This window comes from Bacillus sp. SG20033 (assembly GCF_044570195.1).
GTDB classification, from domain to species: domain Bacteria; phylum Bacillota; class Bacilli; order Bacillales; family Bacillaceae; genus Bacillus; species Bacillus subtilis.
In genome coordinates this window covers 2,382,689-2,399,073 of sequence record NZ_CP172606.1, presented here as the reverse complement: position 1 = coordinate 2,399,073, position 16,385 = coordinate 2,382,689, and the positions used below count along the sequence as shown (strand labels likewise).

General features: G+C 42.0%; 22 protein-coding genes and 1 riboswitch. Of the genes, 14 read left to right on the top strand and 8 right to left on the bottom strand.

Annotated elements, in window-relative coordinates:
• Positions 1 to 71: 71 nt before the first annotated feature.
• A riboswitch (purine riboswitch) is annotated at positions 72 to 171 on the top strand.
• Between the two features lie 89 nt (positions 172 to 260).
• The 9 genes from xpt (at position 261) to exnP (ending at position 9,289) form a co-directional block, all read left to right on the top strand.
• Positions 261 to 845: a xanthine phosphoribosyltransferase gene (gene xpt / locus ACFVP7_RS12545; protein WP_338730511.1), complete on the top strand. Its 585-nt coding sequence runs from the start codon at positions 261 to 263 to the stop codon at positions 843 to 845.
• On the top strand, positions 842 to 2,158 hold the full coding sequence (gene pbuX, locus ACFVP7_RS12540; RefSeq protein ID WP_338730510.1) for a xanthine permease PbuX: 1,317 nt from the start codon (positions 842 to 844) through the stop codon (positions 2,156 to 2,158). The genes xpt and pbuX overlap by 4 nt, the downstream gene beginning before the upstream one ends.
• 72 nt (positions 2,159 to 2,230) lie before the next feature.
• The gene (gene bpsA, locus ACFVP7_RS12535; RefSeq protein ID WP_250620100.1) at positions 2,231 to 3,328 is read left to right on the top strand and encodes a type III polyketide synthase BpsA; all 1,098 of its coding nucleotides are present in this window, start codon (positions 2,231 to 2,233) and stop codon (positions 3,326 to 3,328) included.
• A gap of 3 nt (positions 3,329 to 3,331) precedes the next feature.
• Positions 3,332 to 3,838: an alkylpyrone methyltransferase gene (gene bpsB / locus ACFVP7_RS12530; protein ID WP_338730508.1), complete on the top strand. Its 507-nt coding sequence runs from the start codon at positions 3,332 to 3,334 to the stop codon at positions 3,836 to 3,838.
• 70 nt (positions 3,839 to 3,908) lie between these two features.
• Positions 3,909 to 3,998: a Fur-regulated basic protein FbpC gene (gene fbpC / locus ACFVP7_RS12525; protein ID WP_100069434.1), complete on the top strand. Its 90-nt coding sequence runs from the start codon at positions 3,909 to 3,911 to the stop codon at positions 3,996 to 3,998.
• Positions 3,999 to 4,173: 175 nt separating this feature from the next.
• Positions 4,174 to 7,755 (top strand): dynamin GTPase, encoded by a 3,582-nt coding sequence (gene dynA, locus ACFVP7_RS12520; protein ID WP_134982563.1) that lies wholly within the window; start codon positions 4,174 to 4,176, stop codon positions 7,753 to 7,755.
• Positions 7,756 to 7,819: 64 nt separating this feature from the next.
• Positions 7,820 to 8,077 (top strand): YpbS family protein, encoded by a 258-nt coding sequence (locus tag ACFVP7_RS12515; RefSeq protein ID WP_003230757.1) that lies wholly within the window; start codon positions 7,820 to 7,822, stop codon positions 8,075 to 8,077.
• 74 nt (positions 8,078 to 8,151) lie between these two features.
• A complete protein-coding gene (locus tag ACFVP7_RS12510) occupies positions 8,152 to 8,298 on the top strand; it encodes a hypothetical protein (RefSeq protein ID WP_003230761.1) in 147 nt (48 codons plus the stop codon).
• A gap of 100 nt (positions 8,299 to 8,398) precedes the next feature.
• Positions 8,399 to 9,289 carry a 5'-3' exonuclease ExnP gene (gene exnP / locus ACFVP7_RS12505; protein ID WP_003230763.1) on the top strand — a complete coding sequence of 297 codons (891 nt, stop codon included), beginning with the start codon at positions 8,399 to 8,401 and terminating at the stop codon, positions 9,287 to 9,289.
• Between the two features lie 7 nt (positions 9,290 to 9,296).
• On the opposite strand, the gene sspL is transcribed toward exnP, so the two are convergent.
• From sspL to ACFVP7_RS12490, 3 genes are read right to left on the bottom strand one after another with little or no spacing between them, the layout of a single operon-like run.
• On the bottom strand, positions 9,297 to 9,425 hold the full coding sequence (gene sspL, locus ACFVP7_RS12500) for a small, acid-soluble spore protein L (protein WP_003218255.1): 129 nt from the start codon (positions 9,423 to 9,425) through the stop codon (positions 9,297 to 9,299).
• A gap of 41 nt (positions 9,426 to 9,466) precedes the next feature.
• Positions 9,467 to 9,865, bottom strand: a complete 399-nt coding sequence (locus ACFVP7_RS12495) for a reverse transcriptase-like protein (RefSeq protein ID WP_024572338.1) — start codon at positions 9,863 to 9,865, stop codon at positions 9,467 to 9,469.
• On the bottom strand, positions 9,865 to 10,554 hold the full coding sequence (locus ACFVP7_RS12490; RefSeq protein WP_024572337.1) for a queuosine precursor transporter: 690 nt from the start codon (positions 10,552 to 10,554) through the stop codon (positions 9,865 to 9,867). Before ACFVP7_RS12490 ends, ACFVP7_RS12495 begins: the two co-directional genes overlap by 1 nt.
• A gap of 82 nt (positions 10,555 to 10,636) precedes the next feature.
• Between ACFVP7_RS12490 and ACFVP7_RS12485 the strand changes: the two genes are divergently transcribed.
• Both ACFVP7_RS12485 and ACFVP7_RS12480 read left to right on the top strand, forming a co-directional pair.
• Positions 10,637 to 11,317: a ribonuclease H family protein gene (locus ACFVP7_RS12485; RefSeq protein WP_014477138.1), complete on the top strand. Its 681-nt coding sequence runs from the start codon at positions 10,637 to 10,639 to the stop codon at positions 11,315 to 11,317.
• Entirely contained in the window at positions 11,310 to 11,492 is a 183-nt protein-coding gene (locus ACFVP7_RS12480; RefSeq protein WP_004399003.1) for a zinc-finger domain-containing protein, read from the top strand. The genes ACFVP7_RS12485 and ACFVP7_RS12480 overlap by 8 nt, the downstream gene beginning before the upstream one ends.
• Before the next feature lie 27 nt (positions 11,493 to 11,519).
• Here ACFVP7_RS12480 and ACFVP7_RS12475 read toward each other — a convergent pair whose 3' ends face one another.
• Positions 11,520 to 11,789 carry a DUF2564 family protein gene (locus ACFVP7_RS12475; protein WP_396582214.1) on the bottom strand — a complete coding sequence of 90 codons (270 nt, stop codon included), beginning with the start codon at positions 11,787 to 11,789 and terminating at the stop codon, positions 11,520 to 11,522.
• 155 nt (positions 11,790 to 11,944) lie between these two features.
• Between ACFVP7_RS12475 and degR the strand changes: the two genes are divergently transcribed.
• Positions 11,945 to 12,127, top strand: a complete 183-nt coding sequence (gene degR / locus ACFVP7_RS12470; protein ID WP_003230774.1) for a transcriptional regulator DegR — start codon at positions 11,945 to 11,947, stop codon at positions 12,125 to 12,127.
• A gap of 51 nt (positions 12,128 to 12,178) precedes the next feature.
• Here degR and cspD read toward each other — a convergent pair whose 3' ends face one another.
• From cspD to metA, 4 genes are all read right to left on the bottom strand, one after another.
• Entirely contained in the window at positions 12,179 to 12,379 is a 201-nt protein-coding gene (gene cspD / locus ACFVP7_RS12465) for a cold-shock protein CspD (RefSeq protein ID WP_003230776.1), read from the bottom strand.
• A gap of 15 nt (positions 12,380 to 12,394) precedes the next feature.
• Positions 12,395 to 12,541: a hypothetical protein gene (locus ACFVP7_RS12460; protein ID WP_123373170.1), complete on the bottom strand. Its 147-nt coding sequence runs from the start codon at positions 12,539 to 12,541 to the stop codon at positions 12,395 to 12,397.
• A gap of 80 nt (positions 12,542 to 12,621) precedes the next feature.
• Positions 12,622 to 13,770: a diglucosyl diacylglycerol synthase gene (locus tag ACFVP7_RS12455; RefSeq protein WP_033884727.1), complete on the bottom strand. Its 1,149-nt coding sequence runs from the start codon at positions 13,768 to 13,770 to the stop codon at positions 12,622 to 12,624.
• Between the two features lie 230 nt (positions 13,771 to 14,000).
• Positions 14,001 to 14,906: a homoserine O-succinyltransferase gene (gene metA, locus ACFVP7_RS12450; protein WP_024572336.1), complete on the bottom strand. Its 906-nt coding sequence runs from the start codon at positions 14,904 to 14,906 to the stop codon at positions 14,001 to 14,003.
• Between the two features lie 341 nt (positions 14,907 to 15,247).
• On the opposite strand from metA, the gene ACFVP7_RS12445 reads away from it, so the two are divergent.
• The gene (locus ACFVP7_RS12445) at positions 15,248 to 15,730 is read left to right on the top strand and encodes a glutathione peroxidase (RefSeq protein WP_134982564.1); all 483 of its coding nucleotides are present in this window, start codon (positions 15,248 to 15,250) and stop codon (positions 15,728 to 15,730) included.
• 13 nt (positions 15,731 to 15,743) lie between these two features.
• Positions 15,744 to 16,361 carry an Mn(2+)-dependent (deoxy)ribonucleoside pyrophosphohydrolase gene (gene hdhQ / locus ACFVP7_RS12440; protein ID WP_137200824.1) on the top strand — a complete coding sequence of 206 codons (618 nt, stop codon included), beginning with the start codon at positions 15,744 to 15,746 and terminating at the stop codon, positions 16,359 to 16,361.
• The last annotated feature ends 24 nt before the right edge of the window (positions 16,362 to 16,385 follow it).

Sequence of the window (16,385 nt, the reverse complement as noted above, 5' to 3'; positions counted from 1 at the left end):
AAAAACAAAATTAAAGTTCGGGAATTTTTATTTTCAGCCTATGCAAGAGATTAGAATCTTGATATAATTTATTACAATATAATAGGAACACTCATATAATCGCGTGGATATGGCACGCAAGTTTCTACCGGGCACCGTAAATGTCCGACTATGGGTGAGCAATGGAACCGCACGTGTACGGTTTTTTGTGATATCAGCATTGCTTGCTCTTTATTTGAGCGGGCAATGCTTTTTTTATTCTCATAACGGAGGTAGACAGGATGGAAGCACTGAAACGGAAAATAGAGGAAGAAGGCGTCGTATTATCTGATCAGGTATTGAAAGTGGATTCTTTTTTGAATCACCAAATTGATCCGCTGCTTATGCAGAGAATTGGTGATGAATTTGCGTCTAGGTTTGCAAAAGACGGTATTACCAAAATTGTGACAATCGAATCATCAGGTATCGCTCCCGCAGTAATGACGGGCTTGAAGCTGGGTGTGCCAGTTGTCTTCGCGAGAAAGCATAAATCGTTAACACTCACCGACAACTTGCTGACAGCGTCTGTTTATTCCTTTACGAAGCAAACAGAAAGCCAAATCGCAGTGTCTGGGACCCACCTGTCGAATCAGGATCATGTGCTGATTATCGATGATTTTTTGGCAAATGGACAGGCAGCGCACGGGCTTGTGTCGATTGTGAAGCAAGCGGGAGCTTCTATTGCGGGAATCGGCATTGTTATTGAAAAGTCATTTCAGCCGGGAAGAGATGAACTTGTAAAACTGGGCTACCGAGTGGAATCTTTGGCAAGAATTCAGTCTTTAGAAGAAGGAAAAGTGTCCTTCGTACAGGAGGTTCATTCATGAGAAATGGATTCGGCAAAACGCTGTCTTTAGGGATTCAGCATGTTCTTGCCATGTATGCCGGCGCCATTGTCGTTCCTCTGATTGTCGGAAAAGCAATGGGACTGACTGTCGAGCAGCTGACTTACTTAGTATCGATTGATATTTTTATGTGCGGTGTGGCTACACTTCTGCAAGTGTGGAGCAACCGATTTTTTGGGATCGGGCTTCCGGTAGTGCTTGGCTGTACCTTTACAGCTGTATCGCCGATGATAGCGATTGGATCTGAATATGGGGTTTCAACTGTTTACGGCAGCATTATCGCTTCAGGCATTCTTGTCATTCTTATTTCATTTTTCTTTGGAAAGCTCGTATCGTTTTTTCCGCCGGTCGTGACAGGCTCTGTTGTTACGATTATCGGTATTACACTGATGCCGGTTGCCATGAATAACATCGCCGGCGGAGAAGGAAGTGCAGATTTCGGAGATCTCTCCAATCTTGCTCTTGCTTTTACCGTGTTGAGTATCATTGTGCTTCTATACCGTTTTACAAAAGGCTTTATCAAGTCCGTCTCGATTTTGATCGGTATTTTGATTGGCACCTTCATCGCTTATTTTATGGGGAAAGTTCAATTTGATAATGTTTCGGACGCGGCAGTTGTTCAAATGATTCAGCCATTTTACTTCGGAGCACCGTCTTTTCATGCAGCGCCTATCATTACGATGTCCATCGTTGCAATTGTCAGCCTTGTGGAGTCAACTGGTGTTTACTTTGCTTTAGGTGACCTGACAAACCGCCGTTTGACAGAGAAAGATCTGTCTAAAGGCTATCGAGCTGAAGGACTGGCTGTGCTTCTGGGCGGTATTTTTAATGCTTTTCCTTACACGGCATTCTCTCAAAATGTCGGGCTTGTTCAGCTCACAGGGATCAAAAAAAATGCCGTCATTGTGGTCACAGGTGTGATCCTAATGGCATTTGGGCTGTTTCCAAAGATCGCTGCTTTCACGACCATTATTCCATCCGCTGTTTTGGGCGGTGCAATGGTGGCGATGTTTGGAATGGTGATCGCTTACGGAATTAAAATGCTCAGCCGCATTGATTTTGCGAAACAGGAAAATCTGCTGATTGTTGCCTGCTCAGTGGGATTGGGGCTCGGTGTGACCGTTGTGCCGGATATTTTCAAACAGCTTCCGAGTGCCTTAACGCTGCTTACAACGAATGGCATTGTGGCGGGCAGCTTTACTGCAGTCGTCTTAAATATTGTATATAACGTTTTTTCTAAAGCTGAAAAATCAGAACAAGAAGCTGACCTCGCTGAACAAAAAACAGCAGTCTAACTCCGCCGCGGCGGAGTTTTTTTGCATATAAAAAAGATTGTTGCGGCACAATGTATGCAAAGAGGTGATCGCATGGCGTTTATTTTATCCATTGGAACAAGTCTTCCTGCGTATAATGTAAACCAAGAGAAAGCGGCCGAGTTCGCCCGCTATATGTTTCAGCATTCTTTTAAGGATATTGACCGGCTGTTATCCTCCTTTAAAAACGGGCAAATCCATTCGAGACAGTTTGTTAAGCCGATTGAATGGTATAAAGAGGGGCACAGCTTTGAAGAAAAAAATCAAATATACATAGAAGAAACACTTAAACACAGCAGAGCGGCTGTTCGTGAGTGCCTCTCTCATCCGGAATTTTTTCAAGAAGCCATTCCTTATGAGAAAGTGGAAGCTGTTTTTTTCGTCTCCAGTACAGGCCTTTCCACACCGAGTATCGAGGCGCGGCTTATGAATGAACTTCCGTTTTCTCCATATACGAAGCGGATTCCGATTTGGGGGCTTGGCTGTGCAGGAGGAGCCAGCGGACTTGCGCGTGCAGCCGAATACTGCAAAGCGTATCCTGAGGCTTTTGTGCTTGTCATTGCTGCCGAGCTGTGCAGCCTGACATTCCAGCCGGAAGATAAAACAAAAAGCAATCTGATCGGCACCTCGCTTTTTGGTGACGGCATTGCCGCAGCTTTATTATGCGGAGAGAAGGCGGACCGCAGGATGTCAAAGCTGAAGCTTGCACCGAAGATAATGGACGCCCAATCTGTTTTGATGAAACAATCAGAAGATGTCATGGGCTGGGACTTTACCGATCAAGGATTCAAAGTTATTTTCTCACGAGACATTCCGACCTTGGTGGAAAAATGGCTCAAAACAAATGTACAGATTTTTTTGGACAAACATAAGCTGTCATTCCATGATATCAGTGTTTTTTTGGCGCATCCAGGCGGAAAAAAAGTGATCGATGCATACATCAAAAGTCTCGGGCTGTCGTCAGAAAAGCTTTCATCTGCGCAAAGCATTTTGCAAAAGCACGGAAATATGTCTTCAGCCACAATCTTGTATGTGATCAAAGACCATCTGCAGAACGGATCTAAAAAGGAAGCTGAACGAGGACTGATTGGCGCATTAGGGCCGGGCTTCTCATCAGAGTTGCTATTATTCAGCTGGGAAAAGGGGGCTTGACTCATGTTTTGGTTGTTGATCGCCATTCTCATTGTTCAAAGAGCAGCAGAAATGGCAGTGGCCAGGCAAAACGAACAAAAGGTAAAGAAGCAAGGAGCAATTGAATTTGGCGAGAGCCACTATCCGTATATCATTACGATGCATATCCTTTTTTTCCTGTCCTTAATTGCCGAGGTGCTGCTGATGAATAAACAGCCGTCCAGCTGGTGGCTCGGTATCGCTGCAGTTATTTTAAGCGTACAGATCGTACGGTATTGGGCGCTTTGTTCCTTAGGGGCATATTGGAATACGAAAATCCTTGTTGTTCCAGGCGTAGAGCTTGTAAAAAAAGGTCCATATAAATGGATGAAACATCCAAACTATGTTGTTGTTATACTTGAAATTTTGCTGATTCCGCTGCTTTATCAAGCATACGTCACCATGTGTCTGTTTTCCATTTTCAATGCCGTGTTGTTAAGCGTCAGAATTCGCGCAGAAGACAAAGCATTACAGGAATACAGCGTAAAATAGCGATTGAAAATCATTCTCAATCATGTTAAAATGAATTTGAAAAAGATTCTCAATCAGGATGGTGAAGCAAATGACAATGCTGTTTTTGCTTGGAGCGGTTTGTACATATAGTGTATTAATTGGTTTTGTATTAAAAGGAATCTCTAATAAATCTGTTTGATGAATCTGGAACTTATAAAAGTTGCAGATTTTCTTTTATAGAAGCTGCCGTAATGGCGGCTTTTTTCTATTCTCCTAAAGAAATTTGGTTTATTCTTGTGTAAAATGAAAAGGGAATGAATTCAGATCTTTCGAAAAAGGTTCACAATTGAAATGGCACAAAGGGGTTCAGACTTATGACAGATCAAAACAGAAAAGAGCTTTTGCATAAAACTGGGGAACTTTATAAGCAATTTATTGAGAATCAAGATGAACAAAGGGCTGCTAAACTGGCTGCGGTCATGAAAAAAGCGGCTGATGAAGAGGTTTATATCGCGTTTACCGGGCATTATTCAGCGGGAAAATCGTCACTGCTGAACTGCCTGTTAATGGAGAATATTTTGCCGACAAGCCCGATTCCGACAAGCGCTAACCTTGTTGTGATCAGAAACGGGGAAAAGCGAGTTCGGCTTCATACAACAGACGGAACGTGTGCTGAGCTGGAAGGGACTTACCAGAAAGACAAGGTGCAGCAATATTGTAAAGACGGGGAACAGATTGAAAGCGTCGAAATTTTTGACAGGTATACTGAGATTGATTCCGGGGTTGCGTATATTGATACTCCAGGGATAGATTCAACAGATGATGCTCATTTTCTATCGGCTGCTTCTATTCTTCACCAAGCGGATGCGCTGTTTTACGTCGTTCACTATAATCACGTGCACTCTGAGGAAAATGTAAAGTTTCTCAGATCAATAAAAGAAAGCATTCCGAATGTGTATTTTATCGTCAATCAAATTGACCGCCATGATGAGACGGAGACGAAATTTGGAGACTATCAAGCGCAGGTAGAGGAGATGCTTTGCAATGAAGGGATTTCAAGGGAAGCGCTCTATTTTACATCAGTAACAGAACCGGATCACCCGTTCAATCAGATGGGGGCCCTGAGAGAAGAGTTAAGAAGAATAGAACAGCAATCAAAAAGCAATATGCAGGCTTTAACGGAACAAAAAGTCCGTAATCTGCTAAAGGAACATACGGAAATGCTGAAGAAAGACGAAACAGGTGCTCCGAGTTTCGCTGAACAGCTTAATATCCAAATTGGACTGGTCCAATCGCTGCGTGATCAATTGAATGAGGCCGAAAAACAAACGACTGAGGCAGAGAAGAGGATGCAGGAAGAAATCAATCGTATTTTAAAAAACGCAAACCTGACGCCTTTTGAAATGCGTGAATTGGCAGCTGCATTTTTAGAATCACAAGAGCCTTCTTTTAAAACCGGCTTTTTCTTTTCTAAAGCGAAAACTGCACAGGAAAGAGATAAAAGGCGGAATGCTTTTTTCTCTGATGTGGCAAAACGAACAGAGGCCGAAGCGGATTGGCATATGATAGACACGCTTCATAAACTCGCCAAGGTATTTGATGTCTATACCGCTGAAAGTGAAAAGCTGATTCAGGCCTATCGCACACCGCTTGATATAAGCATCATTGAACGCGCGGTCAAGCATGGTGCAGCCTTTTCCTCTGAATATGTATTGCAATATACAAAAGACTTGGCAGAGCTCATCCGGAAAGAGGCGAAAAGAGAAGCCGCAGACATCATAAAGGTGCTCTCCGCTATGGTGAAAGAGCGTGTTTCCAAAGATGTGCAAACAATTAACGACCGGCTCGTCCAAGAATCAGAAAAACTTGTCTTTCTTCAAGAACAGGCGCGTTTAGAGAATAATGCCCGAGAGAAAACCGATCGCCTGTGGGCCATTTGGGAAGAAGAGTCCGCATGCCCAATGCATATAGACACAGAATGGTTTAAATCGAAGAAAACAAGAGTGGCGGCTCCAGAGCAGAAACAAGGCCGAAGCCAGCTGACGGCGCAGCCGATGCCGAAATCAGAAATCAAAATGGAACAAGAAATGCCGCTTCAAGACCAAATCAAACGCTTTTACACTTTGTCTGACCTTTTAGGCGAATGCAGCATGTTGTTAAAGCAAACTTCAGCGTTTCGTGAAAGGGTGAAAAGGCTTGAGGAACGGAAATTTACACTCGCTCTTTTTGGAGGCTTTAGCTCGGGGAAATCATCATTTGCCAATGCGCTTGTCGGCGAAAGAGTGCTGCCATCCTCACCAACGCCAACCACAGCGACAATTAACAAGATCACAAAGCCAATCAATGGCAACTTAAACAAAACAGCGGATGTAGTGTTTAAGACAGAGGATGACATAACGGCTGAAATTTTGCAGCTCACCGGAATACCAAAGGAACCGGCAGGCCGTTCCTTCACAGAGAAGTGGGAAAAGGCAGTCAAAAAAAACAGGCTGCAGGAAGAACACGTGAAATTGATCAGCAATTTCCTGCTTGCATACGAGAAGTATCAGCAGTATATACAGGAACAGAAGAAATTAACGATTCCGCTCTCTGAATTAAAGCCGTATGTAGCAGAGGAAACAACGGCCTGTGCTGTGAAAGAGGTAACGGTCTACTATACATGCCCGCTAACTGAAAAAGGGATTACGATCGTTGATACACCCGGCGCGAGCAGCATGAATAAACGGCATACAGAACTGGCATTCCAATATATCAAAGATGCTGATGCATTTTTTTATATGACTTATTATCAGCACTCTTTTTCAAAAGGAGACCGTTCATTTTTGCGAAAGCTTGGACTTGTGAAAGAATCGCTCAGCATGGATAAAATGTTTTTTATTATTAATGCTGCAGACCTTGCAAAAGATAAAACAGAGCTCGAAACAGTGACCGATTATGTCAGCGCAGAGCTTGTAAAAGAAGGGGTTTATGAGCCGCAGCTCTTTACCGTATCAAGTAAGGAGGAACTGGTGGGAAAACCGGAGTCATTTTACAATCAGTTCTCGAAAGTAAGAAAACACTTAGACCGGTTTATCGAAGTGGATGTAAAAAAAGCGTCAGCAGCGCAGCTCAGTTCGGAGGCAGACAAACTATGCGAAACCGTTTTTCAGCTTCACCAATCCCAGCATCAGTCCCGAGAAGAGAAGGAAGCGCAGAAACAGCGCCTTATGCTGTCATTTGAGCAGGCAGCGGCCGATATCGAGAAACGGCGGAACTCAGAAACCATCATTGAGAAAGTAAAAAAAGATACAAGAGAGCAGCTTTATCACATTACACAGCGATTATCATATTTTGCAAATGATTTATTAAAATCGGCATTTCATCCCGGGCTGCAAAACGGGGATTGGAAAAAGAACGTCAGTAAGGCGATGACAACAGCCTTACATGAATATCAATTTGAATATATTCAGGAAATCAAAACGCTTGATGTTCGCATGAGCGGTTTCATCGAACGGCATATCAATGAAGAATGGCTGGATCATTTTCAAAAAACATTAAACGAGGACGGTTATTTTTCCGTTTATGCGGGTGATCAGCATTCGAACGGCATACAGTTGAAGGAAGTTGAACCGGAAATAGAAGAACGTGCTTTTGAGCAGGAACTAAAAGAGATCAAATCACCGAAGCAGTTTTTTGAGCAGAAAGGAAAATCGGCCTTTATCGAAGCTGTACGGATGAAACTTACGAAAATCACAGAGGCATGGATAAAAAATGAAGAAGAAAGCCTGATCTCTCATTACACAGCTCACCTCAGACGCTTACAGGAAGATATGGGTGAAAAAGCAATCGCGCAAATAACGGATCAAAAAGAGACATATTTAAGAGGATATGCGGAAGGGGAACATGCGAAAGAGATTGAAATGGCGTATCAGGCGTGCATCTCCTGGAAAAATTCAGACAATACAATAAAAATGTAAATTTCAGTTGGCTTGTATTTCAAGTCATGATAGACTAAATAGAAAAAAGCGAGATGAACGATTAATGTCAGAGGTACATAAAGCAATTTCAGCACATTCATCAAAACAGCACGAGCATATCAAAGCATTTATGCGTCTTGAAAATATGCGTGAATTGGCGATTGAAGAAGCTGTTGCTAAATGCAGAAACGATGAGCCTTATACTACAGATGCAATTAATGAAATTACCGAGCAAATGAATCAGCTCGCTAAAAAAGGCATCGTCCCGACAAGACGGCTTGTATCAAAAGAAATGGTCAGAGAATACGTAAGCCGCATGTAAGCTGGATGATCCTGTCGCGAGTGAACCTCCTGCCGGAAGCATATACTATATGCATCCGACGTAAGGGGGGATTCATGTTGGGCAGAACAAAGCTCGGAAACAGAAATGCACAGGCGAATAACAATGCCAAAAAGAAAAACGGATTTCAAACCCATTTTGACTCTTACGCAGGACGCGAAGCTGAAAAGCTGATCGCCAGCAACAAAAGACACAACGATTGATAAATATCCAAACAGTATCTCTAATTAAAGAGATACTGTTTTTTATTTTTGGGCTGCTTTATGATAAAATAGAAGGAATGAAAGAAAAGGGAGTTATTTGATGAATAATAATAAACTATTGCTGGTTGACGGCATGGCTCTTTTATTCCGGGCCTTTTTTGCCACGGCCGTACATCGCAACTTTATGATAAATGACAGCGGGGTGCCGACGAACGGCGTCAACGGCTTTTTAAAGCATTTGATTACAGCTGTGGAAACATTCCAGCCGACACACGTCGTCTGCTGCTGGGACATGGGGAGCAAAACGTACCGAAATGACTTGTTTCAAGATTATAAGGCCAACCGCAGCGCGCCGCCTGTGGAGCTGATTCCGCAGTTTGATTTGGCAAAGGAAGCAGCCGCAGAGCTTGGAATCATGAATATTGGCTTTGCCGGCTATGAAGCGGATGACTGTATCGGTACTCTTGCCGATTTATTTGCGAATGAAGCGGACATTACGGTCGTAACAGGGGACAGAGATTTACTTCAGCTGTTAACGGATAAAGTAAGCGTTGCTTTGCTTCAAAAAGGAATCGGAAATTATAAAGTCTATACAAAAGAGACTTTTTATGAAGAAACAGGCGTAATGCCGAAGGCTTTGATTGATATTAAAGCGCTTATGGGTGATTCCAGTGATAACTATCCCGGAGTCAAAGGCATTGGAGAAAAAACAGCCTACAAACTGATTCGTGAATACGAAACGATTGACCGTTTATTGGAAAATCTTTCTCTTCTTCCAAAAGGACAGCAGGGAAAAATTCAGCAAGGTTTAAGCGATTTGGAGATGTCGAGGAAGCTTGCGGAAATCCATTGCTCAGTGCCGCTGGCCTGCACACTGAAAGACGCTTTATTTACTTTGCAAATGGAGCAGGCGGCTGACATGCTTCGCCGCCACCAAATTAAAGGAATTGAGCGTATGCTTGAAAAGCTGAACGCTAGAGAGATCGTTTAGATCTTCTCTAGCGTTTTGTATTGCTTTTTTTTGCTCTCTCCTCAAGCTCTGTTTTAGGGTCATTATGTGTATTGCCTTCCAGGTCGCCTTGCGGAGTAACACCGCCGGTCAGCCGGCCTTTATCTTTCTTTTTCATGTTAGTTCACCTCGCCATTAGGATGAACCAATGATCAAGATTTAATTCTTTTCATTCAGCCGAATCGCTTCTTTTGCCAGAAGATCGGCTTTTTGGTTTTGCTTGCCCGGTATCCATTTGATGAAAAAAAGAGGGAATGCCGCTTTTAATCGGGTGATTTCTTCTACGAACGGTTGAAACGTTTTATTTTTAACCATTTCAAGCTCAGTGGCGCGTTCCACAATATCTGAATCGGTTCGAAAGGAAACCGATTGATACCCGCGCGTTGCACATAGCTTCATCCCTTCAATTAATGCAAGAAATTCCGCTTCCTGGTTTGTATGCACTCCGATTGGAATAGAGAAGGATTCTGCTTTTCCCTCATGTTTGATAAAAATGCCGATACCGGAAGGCCCTGGATTACCGGCGCTTGCGCCGTCTACATATATTTCTGTAGGCATTATAAACTCCTTTCATCATTAGGTATCATTTTTTTGGCTGCATAGGCATAAGGCAATGAAATTAAAGATACCGCAAACTTAATCAAATATGTAGAAATAAAAATATGAAGCCACACGCCTGCCGGATAAATGCCGAGAAAGGCGACTGCAGTGAATATGAATGTATCAAACAACTGGCTGACTGCTGTACTGCCGCCGTTTCTGAGCCATAAAAGCCGATCAGAAGGAAATATCCTTCTTATTGCCGAATATACATAAACATCCAGCGTTTGGCTGAAGATAAAGGCAAGCAGACTTCCTAACGCAACTCGCGGAAGGAATCCGAAAATCGTTTCCAGCGCTGTTTGTGATATGTCGCTGGAAGCCGGTTCGAAAAGCAGCACGCCCTGCATGACAAATGTCAGCGTCAGGAGCGTTGAGAATCCGAGCCATACCGCTTTTCTGGCTTCAGCTGGTCCGTATTTTTCATTCAGCACATCTGTCGCAAAAAAGATTGTGCCATACATCACATTCCCGAGTGTCGCTGTTAAGCCAAACAGTTCGACTGTTTTGACGACTTGGAGGTTGGCGCAGACTGTCGCAAAACCGATCCAAACAAACAGTCCCATTTTGCCAAATCCTTTATAAAATAAAAGAACAATGATAAAATGAATGATCGCAAAAAAGATCCAAAACGAATTATTAAACAAGATGAAAAAGCTTCCTTTCCGGGGTAAGATTGGTTTGATTATAGCATATGCCCGGCAACTAATGAATGGTAAGGTGATTGTAATGAAGCTCAGACCGCATTTGAAAATAGAAGCAAAAGGAACAGGATCCGTCTCATTTTTTAGCGAAGACTGGCTGACAGCACAGCAGGCACGTATGCTCGCCAGAGAACTTGGACGTTTTCCATACATGAAAGAGCTAGAGTTCGAAGACGAGAAAGGCGGCAGCTGGACGCTGAAGGAATTGGAAAAGCTGACAGAGGAGCTTGCTCAAGAGCCTGATGACATTACTGTTTATTTTGACGGCAGTTTCGATAAGGAGAGCGAACTGGCCGGTCTCGGGATCGTCATCTATTATTCACTGGGAGGAACCCGGCATCGCTTGAGAAAAAATAAAAGCTTCCGGCTGAAAACCAATAATGAAGCTGAATACGCAGCGCTTTATGAAGCAATAAGAGAAGTAAGAGAGCTTGGGGCAAGCAGAAATTCAATTACAATCAAAGGGGACTCGCTTGTTGTGCTGAATCAGCTTGACGGCAGCTGGCCTTGTTATGATCCATCTCATAATGAATGGCTGGACAAAATAGAAGCACTCCTTGAATCGCTGAAGCTTACTCCAACCTACGAAACAATACAACGAAAAGACAATCAGGAAGCTGACGGCCTCGCTAAAAAAATTCTATCCCATCAATTCGTAGAAAGCCACACGAAATTAGACCGTAACGGAGATGACGATATTGGATAAGAAAATGATCTTTAAAGAACTGACAGAACTGCACGATGAATATTGCAAGGACTGTTTTATTAAGAAGCAGTTTCGCAAAGAATTTGGCAAAACTTATGCGCATTCATTTTGTATCAATAAATGTACGGTTGGTGAAAAGCTGAAACAATACGGAGATGTCTTAACCAATCACTAAAAATAAAAACCGCAGAAGCTGCGGTTTTTATTCTTTGAATTCATCCAGCTGATGCTCGCTGTCATCTAGCAGCTGCTGTTGCTGCTTTACAAATTCAGGATCATCGAGAGCTGCCAGCTCTTCAGATTGTGACAGTTCTCTAGCATCCTCAATGGCTTGGTATGCAGAGTCGACTAATGTTTTGCTTTGGCCTCTCGTCGAGGCGCCTGTTGTTTTCTGCGCTGTTTCCACCGCTAGTTCCAGCTGCCGCTTATCCGTAAAGCCAGTCTGATCCTCATTATGAAATTCTGAAGTCACAAAAAACACCTCCGCCATTATTTTGCAGAGTTTTTTTGAAATTTATGTACCAAAATAGAAAAGAAAATAAAAATAAGCCGATATAACTATTGAACCAGAATAAATAGGACTGTTTTACTATTTGAGGTATCTTGATAGAGAAGGGGAACGCAGCTATGGATGATAAAGACTTGAAGTTGATCCTTCACAAAACATTTATAGAAATATACAGTGATTTAGAAGAACTGGCGGATATCGCGAAAAAAGGAAAACCATCAATGGAAAAGTATGTTGAAGAGATTGAACAGAGGTGTAAACAAAACATTTTGGCGATTGAAATCCAGATGAAAATCAAATAGGAGAGGCGAATGCCTCTCCTCTATTTGTCATCTCATCATCATGTATTGAGTTTAGAGTTTTACAACATTAGAAGCTTGAGGTCCACGATTACCTTCGACAATTTCAAAAGAAACTTCTTGTCCTTCTTCTAATGATTTGTATCCATCTCCTTCGATAGCTGTGAAGTGAACAAATACATCGTCTCCGCCTTCAACTTCAATGAAGCCGAATCCTTTTTCGTTGTTGAACCATTTTACTTTACCGTTTTGCATATTGCTTAATTCCTCCTAGTACTGTAGCACCCATGTGCTAAAAAAAATTTTGTCATCATCTAACTTTGATTCATTGTTAAATGATGGTTCAACTATACACCATCTGGGAGCACCCGTCAAGTTTCGAAACGGCTTATTTTTCAAAAGAAGGGCAAGTTTCATAAAAAAATGTAACCGCTTTTATTAATGGCTGAATATAAATAAAAAGAGCACACGATTTTCGTATGCTCTCAAGTACGCCATTACGATAGCACTTTGGCTTTTTGTTTGGTAGTCATCATTTCTGATTCCTTCAGGATATCCTCTAAAATCACTTCAGAGGAGTTTGCTAAATGAAGGTCCTTAATGTTTTTCTTCATGCGATGCAAGGTATCTTCATCTGCAAGAAGGGAAGTGACTGACTCGAGAATCTCTTCATGACGGTTCACAACGATGGCAGCTCCGCGGTCTTCAAAGAAGTTTGCATTTTCTTTTTCCTGTCCAGGCACGGGTTTGTACAGAATGACAGGCACTCCAATGGCTGTGGCTTCTGTCAAAGTAATGCCGCCGGGCTTGGTAATCATGCAATCTGTGATTCGGAATAGCTCATCAATGCGCTCCACATAGCCCAGAACTTTTAATTTGTCACCATTTTCCGCCTCAAGCGCACTCAAAGATTCTTTTAAAGCCGTATTTTTCCCGCACACGACAACCACTTGCACTTGGTCATCTTTGACAAGGTTTTCGCACAGCTCTTTTACGTTCTTTAATACACCGTGAGCACCTGCCATGATCAGAAGCACTTTTTTGTTTGGTGAAAGATTGTACTTTTTATATATCGGGCCAACCGGCATGGATTCTTCAAATTGCGGCCTGATTGGAATTCCTGTGATTTTTACGTTGCTTGGATGAGTGCCGATCTCCAGCAGTTTTTCCTTCACGTAATCTGTCGCCACATAATATTTATCCACGTTTTCGTGAACCCAAATTTTATGAAGACAAAAATCAGTCATAACGTTGAAGGTAGGAATGACTCTTCCAGTTCGGCGTCTGTATTCAGGCACGACGATCATCGGAAATGTATTAATAATAATATCGGGCTGATGTTCATCGACAAGTTCGCCCAATCTTTTATTACCCATTTTAAAGTAAATATTGAATTTACGTTTATTATAGATTTTGTCAACTCCGTAATAAAACAAACGATAAAACTGTTTCCCGATTGAGAAGCTTTTTAAATAAAGGTATTGAGTTACCTCTGAAACAATCGGATTTGACTCTTGGTACAAATTAGAAACTGTTACATGCTGAAAGCCGAGCCGTACACATTGTTCATATAGTGTTTTGGCTACCTGCACATGTCCATTTCCGTAATTTGCAGTCAAAATTAATACTCTTTTATTGGTATTCAAGTAAATTCACCTCAATGTAATCAACAACAAGCAAGCTTCATGCATCGTAAGGAGTTATTGTCTATACATAAACATAACACAAATACATAATCGAATTATTAATGCAGTGAAAAAGTTAAGCTAATTTTAAATGATTTGGATTCCAGTATTTTAAATTTTTGTTATACGCAGACTGAATCAGATGTATTTTATCATATTTTTTGCTCAGCGTATCACTAAAAAAAGAAAAATTAGTCCCATTCATAAGGAGTTTCCTGGTAAACGTAATAATTCAGCCAATTCATAAACAATAATGTGGCATGCGCTTTCCAGCGATTCACTGGCTCGTTGCTGCCTTTTGCAAAATAATGTTTAGGTGCCTCGACAGTAGAAAGGTTTCGTTCCAAATCTCTTTCATACTCTTGAAGAAGCGTATTTGTATCATATTCAGGGTGCCCTGTCAAAAAGACTTGTTTTTCGTCTTTAGACACAATTAAGCAAACCCCGGCTTCCTTTGATGCGGTAAGAATGTTTAACTCGGGCACTGCTTGAAGCTGTTCCATATTTATATCTGTATGCCGGGAATGCGGCACGTAGTATAGCTCGTCAAAACCTCTTACCAATCTTTCGTGTTTTGAAAGAACGGTATGTTCGAACACACCGAAGATTTTTTTCGGCATTTGAATTTTTTCCACACCGTAATGGTAATACAAACCTGCTTGAGCACCCCAGCAAATATGCAAGGTTGAAGTGACATTTGTTTTGCTCCACTCCATGATTTCCTTGAGCTCTTCCCAATATGAAACCTCTTCAAACGCCAAATGCTCGATCGGCGCACCGGTGATAATCATGCCGTCAAACCTCTTGTGACGGATATTGGAAAAAGTCGTGTAAAATTCGTCAAGGTGTTCTCTCGCAGTATTTTTCGGCGTGTGTGTGCTTGGGATTAAAAATGTGAAATGAACCTGTAAAGGCGAATTTCCAAGCAATCTGAGAAGCTGAGTCTCTGTTTGGATTTTTTTCGGCATCAAATTTAATATAATAATTTTTTGCGGCCGGATATCCTGATGAAATGCTCTGCTTTCATCCATTACAAATATCTGTTCACTTTCAAGCACCTGTTTTGCCGGCAGGTGTGTTGGTATATTAATAGGCAACGTGCCACCTCCATTATTTCCCCGTTAATTTTCTTCATTATAGGAATTTTCACGCCAATTTTCAATCTATCTATGCGTGTTGAGGGGGAAACAACAGAAAACTCTTTAAATAAAACGCACTGACACGCCTTTTGGTTTCACAGTAAAATGATTTTCCATGATGTCAGAGGGAATTGTAATGTTTTATAGAATGATAAGATAAAAAATGAGCCATATGAATTGATAATGAACGGACGCTCATATTGTTAAGTTTCTTATGAGTTCTTAATTGATGTTTACATTTTGAATTGAGATTTAAAAAAGGTAAAATAATCAGCACCAAGGACATAGGAGGGACTTACATGTCTATTTATCAAATAAAGGTACGTACAATAACAGGGAAAGACATGACACTTCAGCCTTTCGCGGGAAAGGTACTGATGATCGTGAATACAGCAAGTAAGTGCGGTTTTACTCCCCAATTGAAGCAGCTGCAGGAATTATATGATACATATCAGCAGGAGGGGCTGGAGATCTTAGGGTTCCCCTGTAATCAATTCATGAACCAAGAGCCTGGTGAAGAGGCTGACATACAGGAATTTTGTGAAACAAATTACGGTGTTACATTTCCTATGTTTTCAAAAGTGGATGTAAACGGGAAAAACGCCCACCCGCTGTTTATGTATTTGACAGAACATGCGAAAGGGATGCTGGGAACTAAGGCGATCAAGTGGAATTTCACGAAATTTATAGTGGATAGAAATGGAGAAATCGTTGGCCGTTATTCACCAAATACAAATCCGAAAGAGCTGGAAGACGCTATCGTGAAGCTATTAGAGCAATAAAGAGGGTGTTTTTGTGAAGGAATTGAAGCAGGCAGAGCAAATCAGGACATGGGTTCAATCTATCCTGACTGACGAAAGCTCTGGACATGACTGGCATCATGTATCAAGAGTAGCAGATCTTGCAGCGTATATTGGAGAAAAGGAAAAAGCGGATTTGTTCATTGTTGAAACCGCGGCTTTGGTTCATGATTTAATTGATGTGAAGCTGCCTGACACGGTCAGGCTTTCTGTGAACGAAGTATATGACCAGCTCGTTTTTTTCGGAGTAGGAAAAGAGAATGCTGACAGAGTGATTCATATTATAACAAGGATGTCCTTTCGAGACAGGGAAAAGCTGGCGAAGGAGCCGCTCTCAATTGAGGGAAAAGCCGTACAGGATGCTGACAGACTTGATGCGATTGGTGCTGTCGGCATTGCGAGAGCTTTCATGTTTGCGGGCGCAAAAGGGCATGGCCTTTATGGAGATGATCAAAGCGCCTACTCTCATTTTTTTTATAAGCTGCTGCGGCTGAAAGATATGATGAATACAGACACTGCACGGGAACTGGCAGAAGAAAGACACAATTTTATGCTTCAGTTTGTCCGCCAATTAGAAAAAGAAATACCCGGGATTGATGCCAAAACGTCGTAATAGAAGGCTTGGAGCGACTATGAT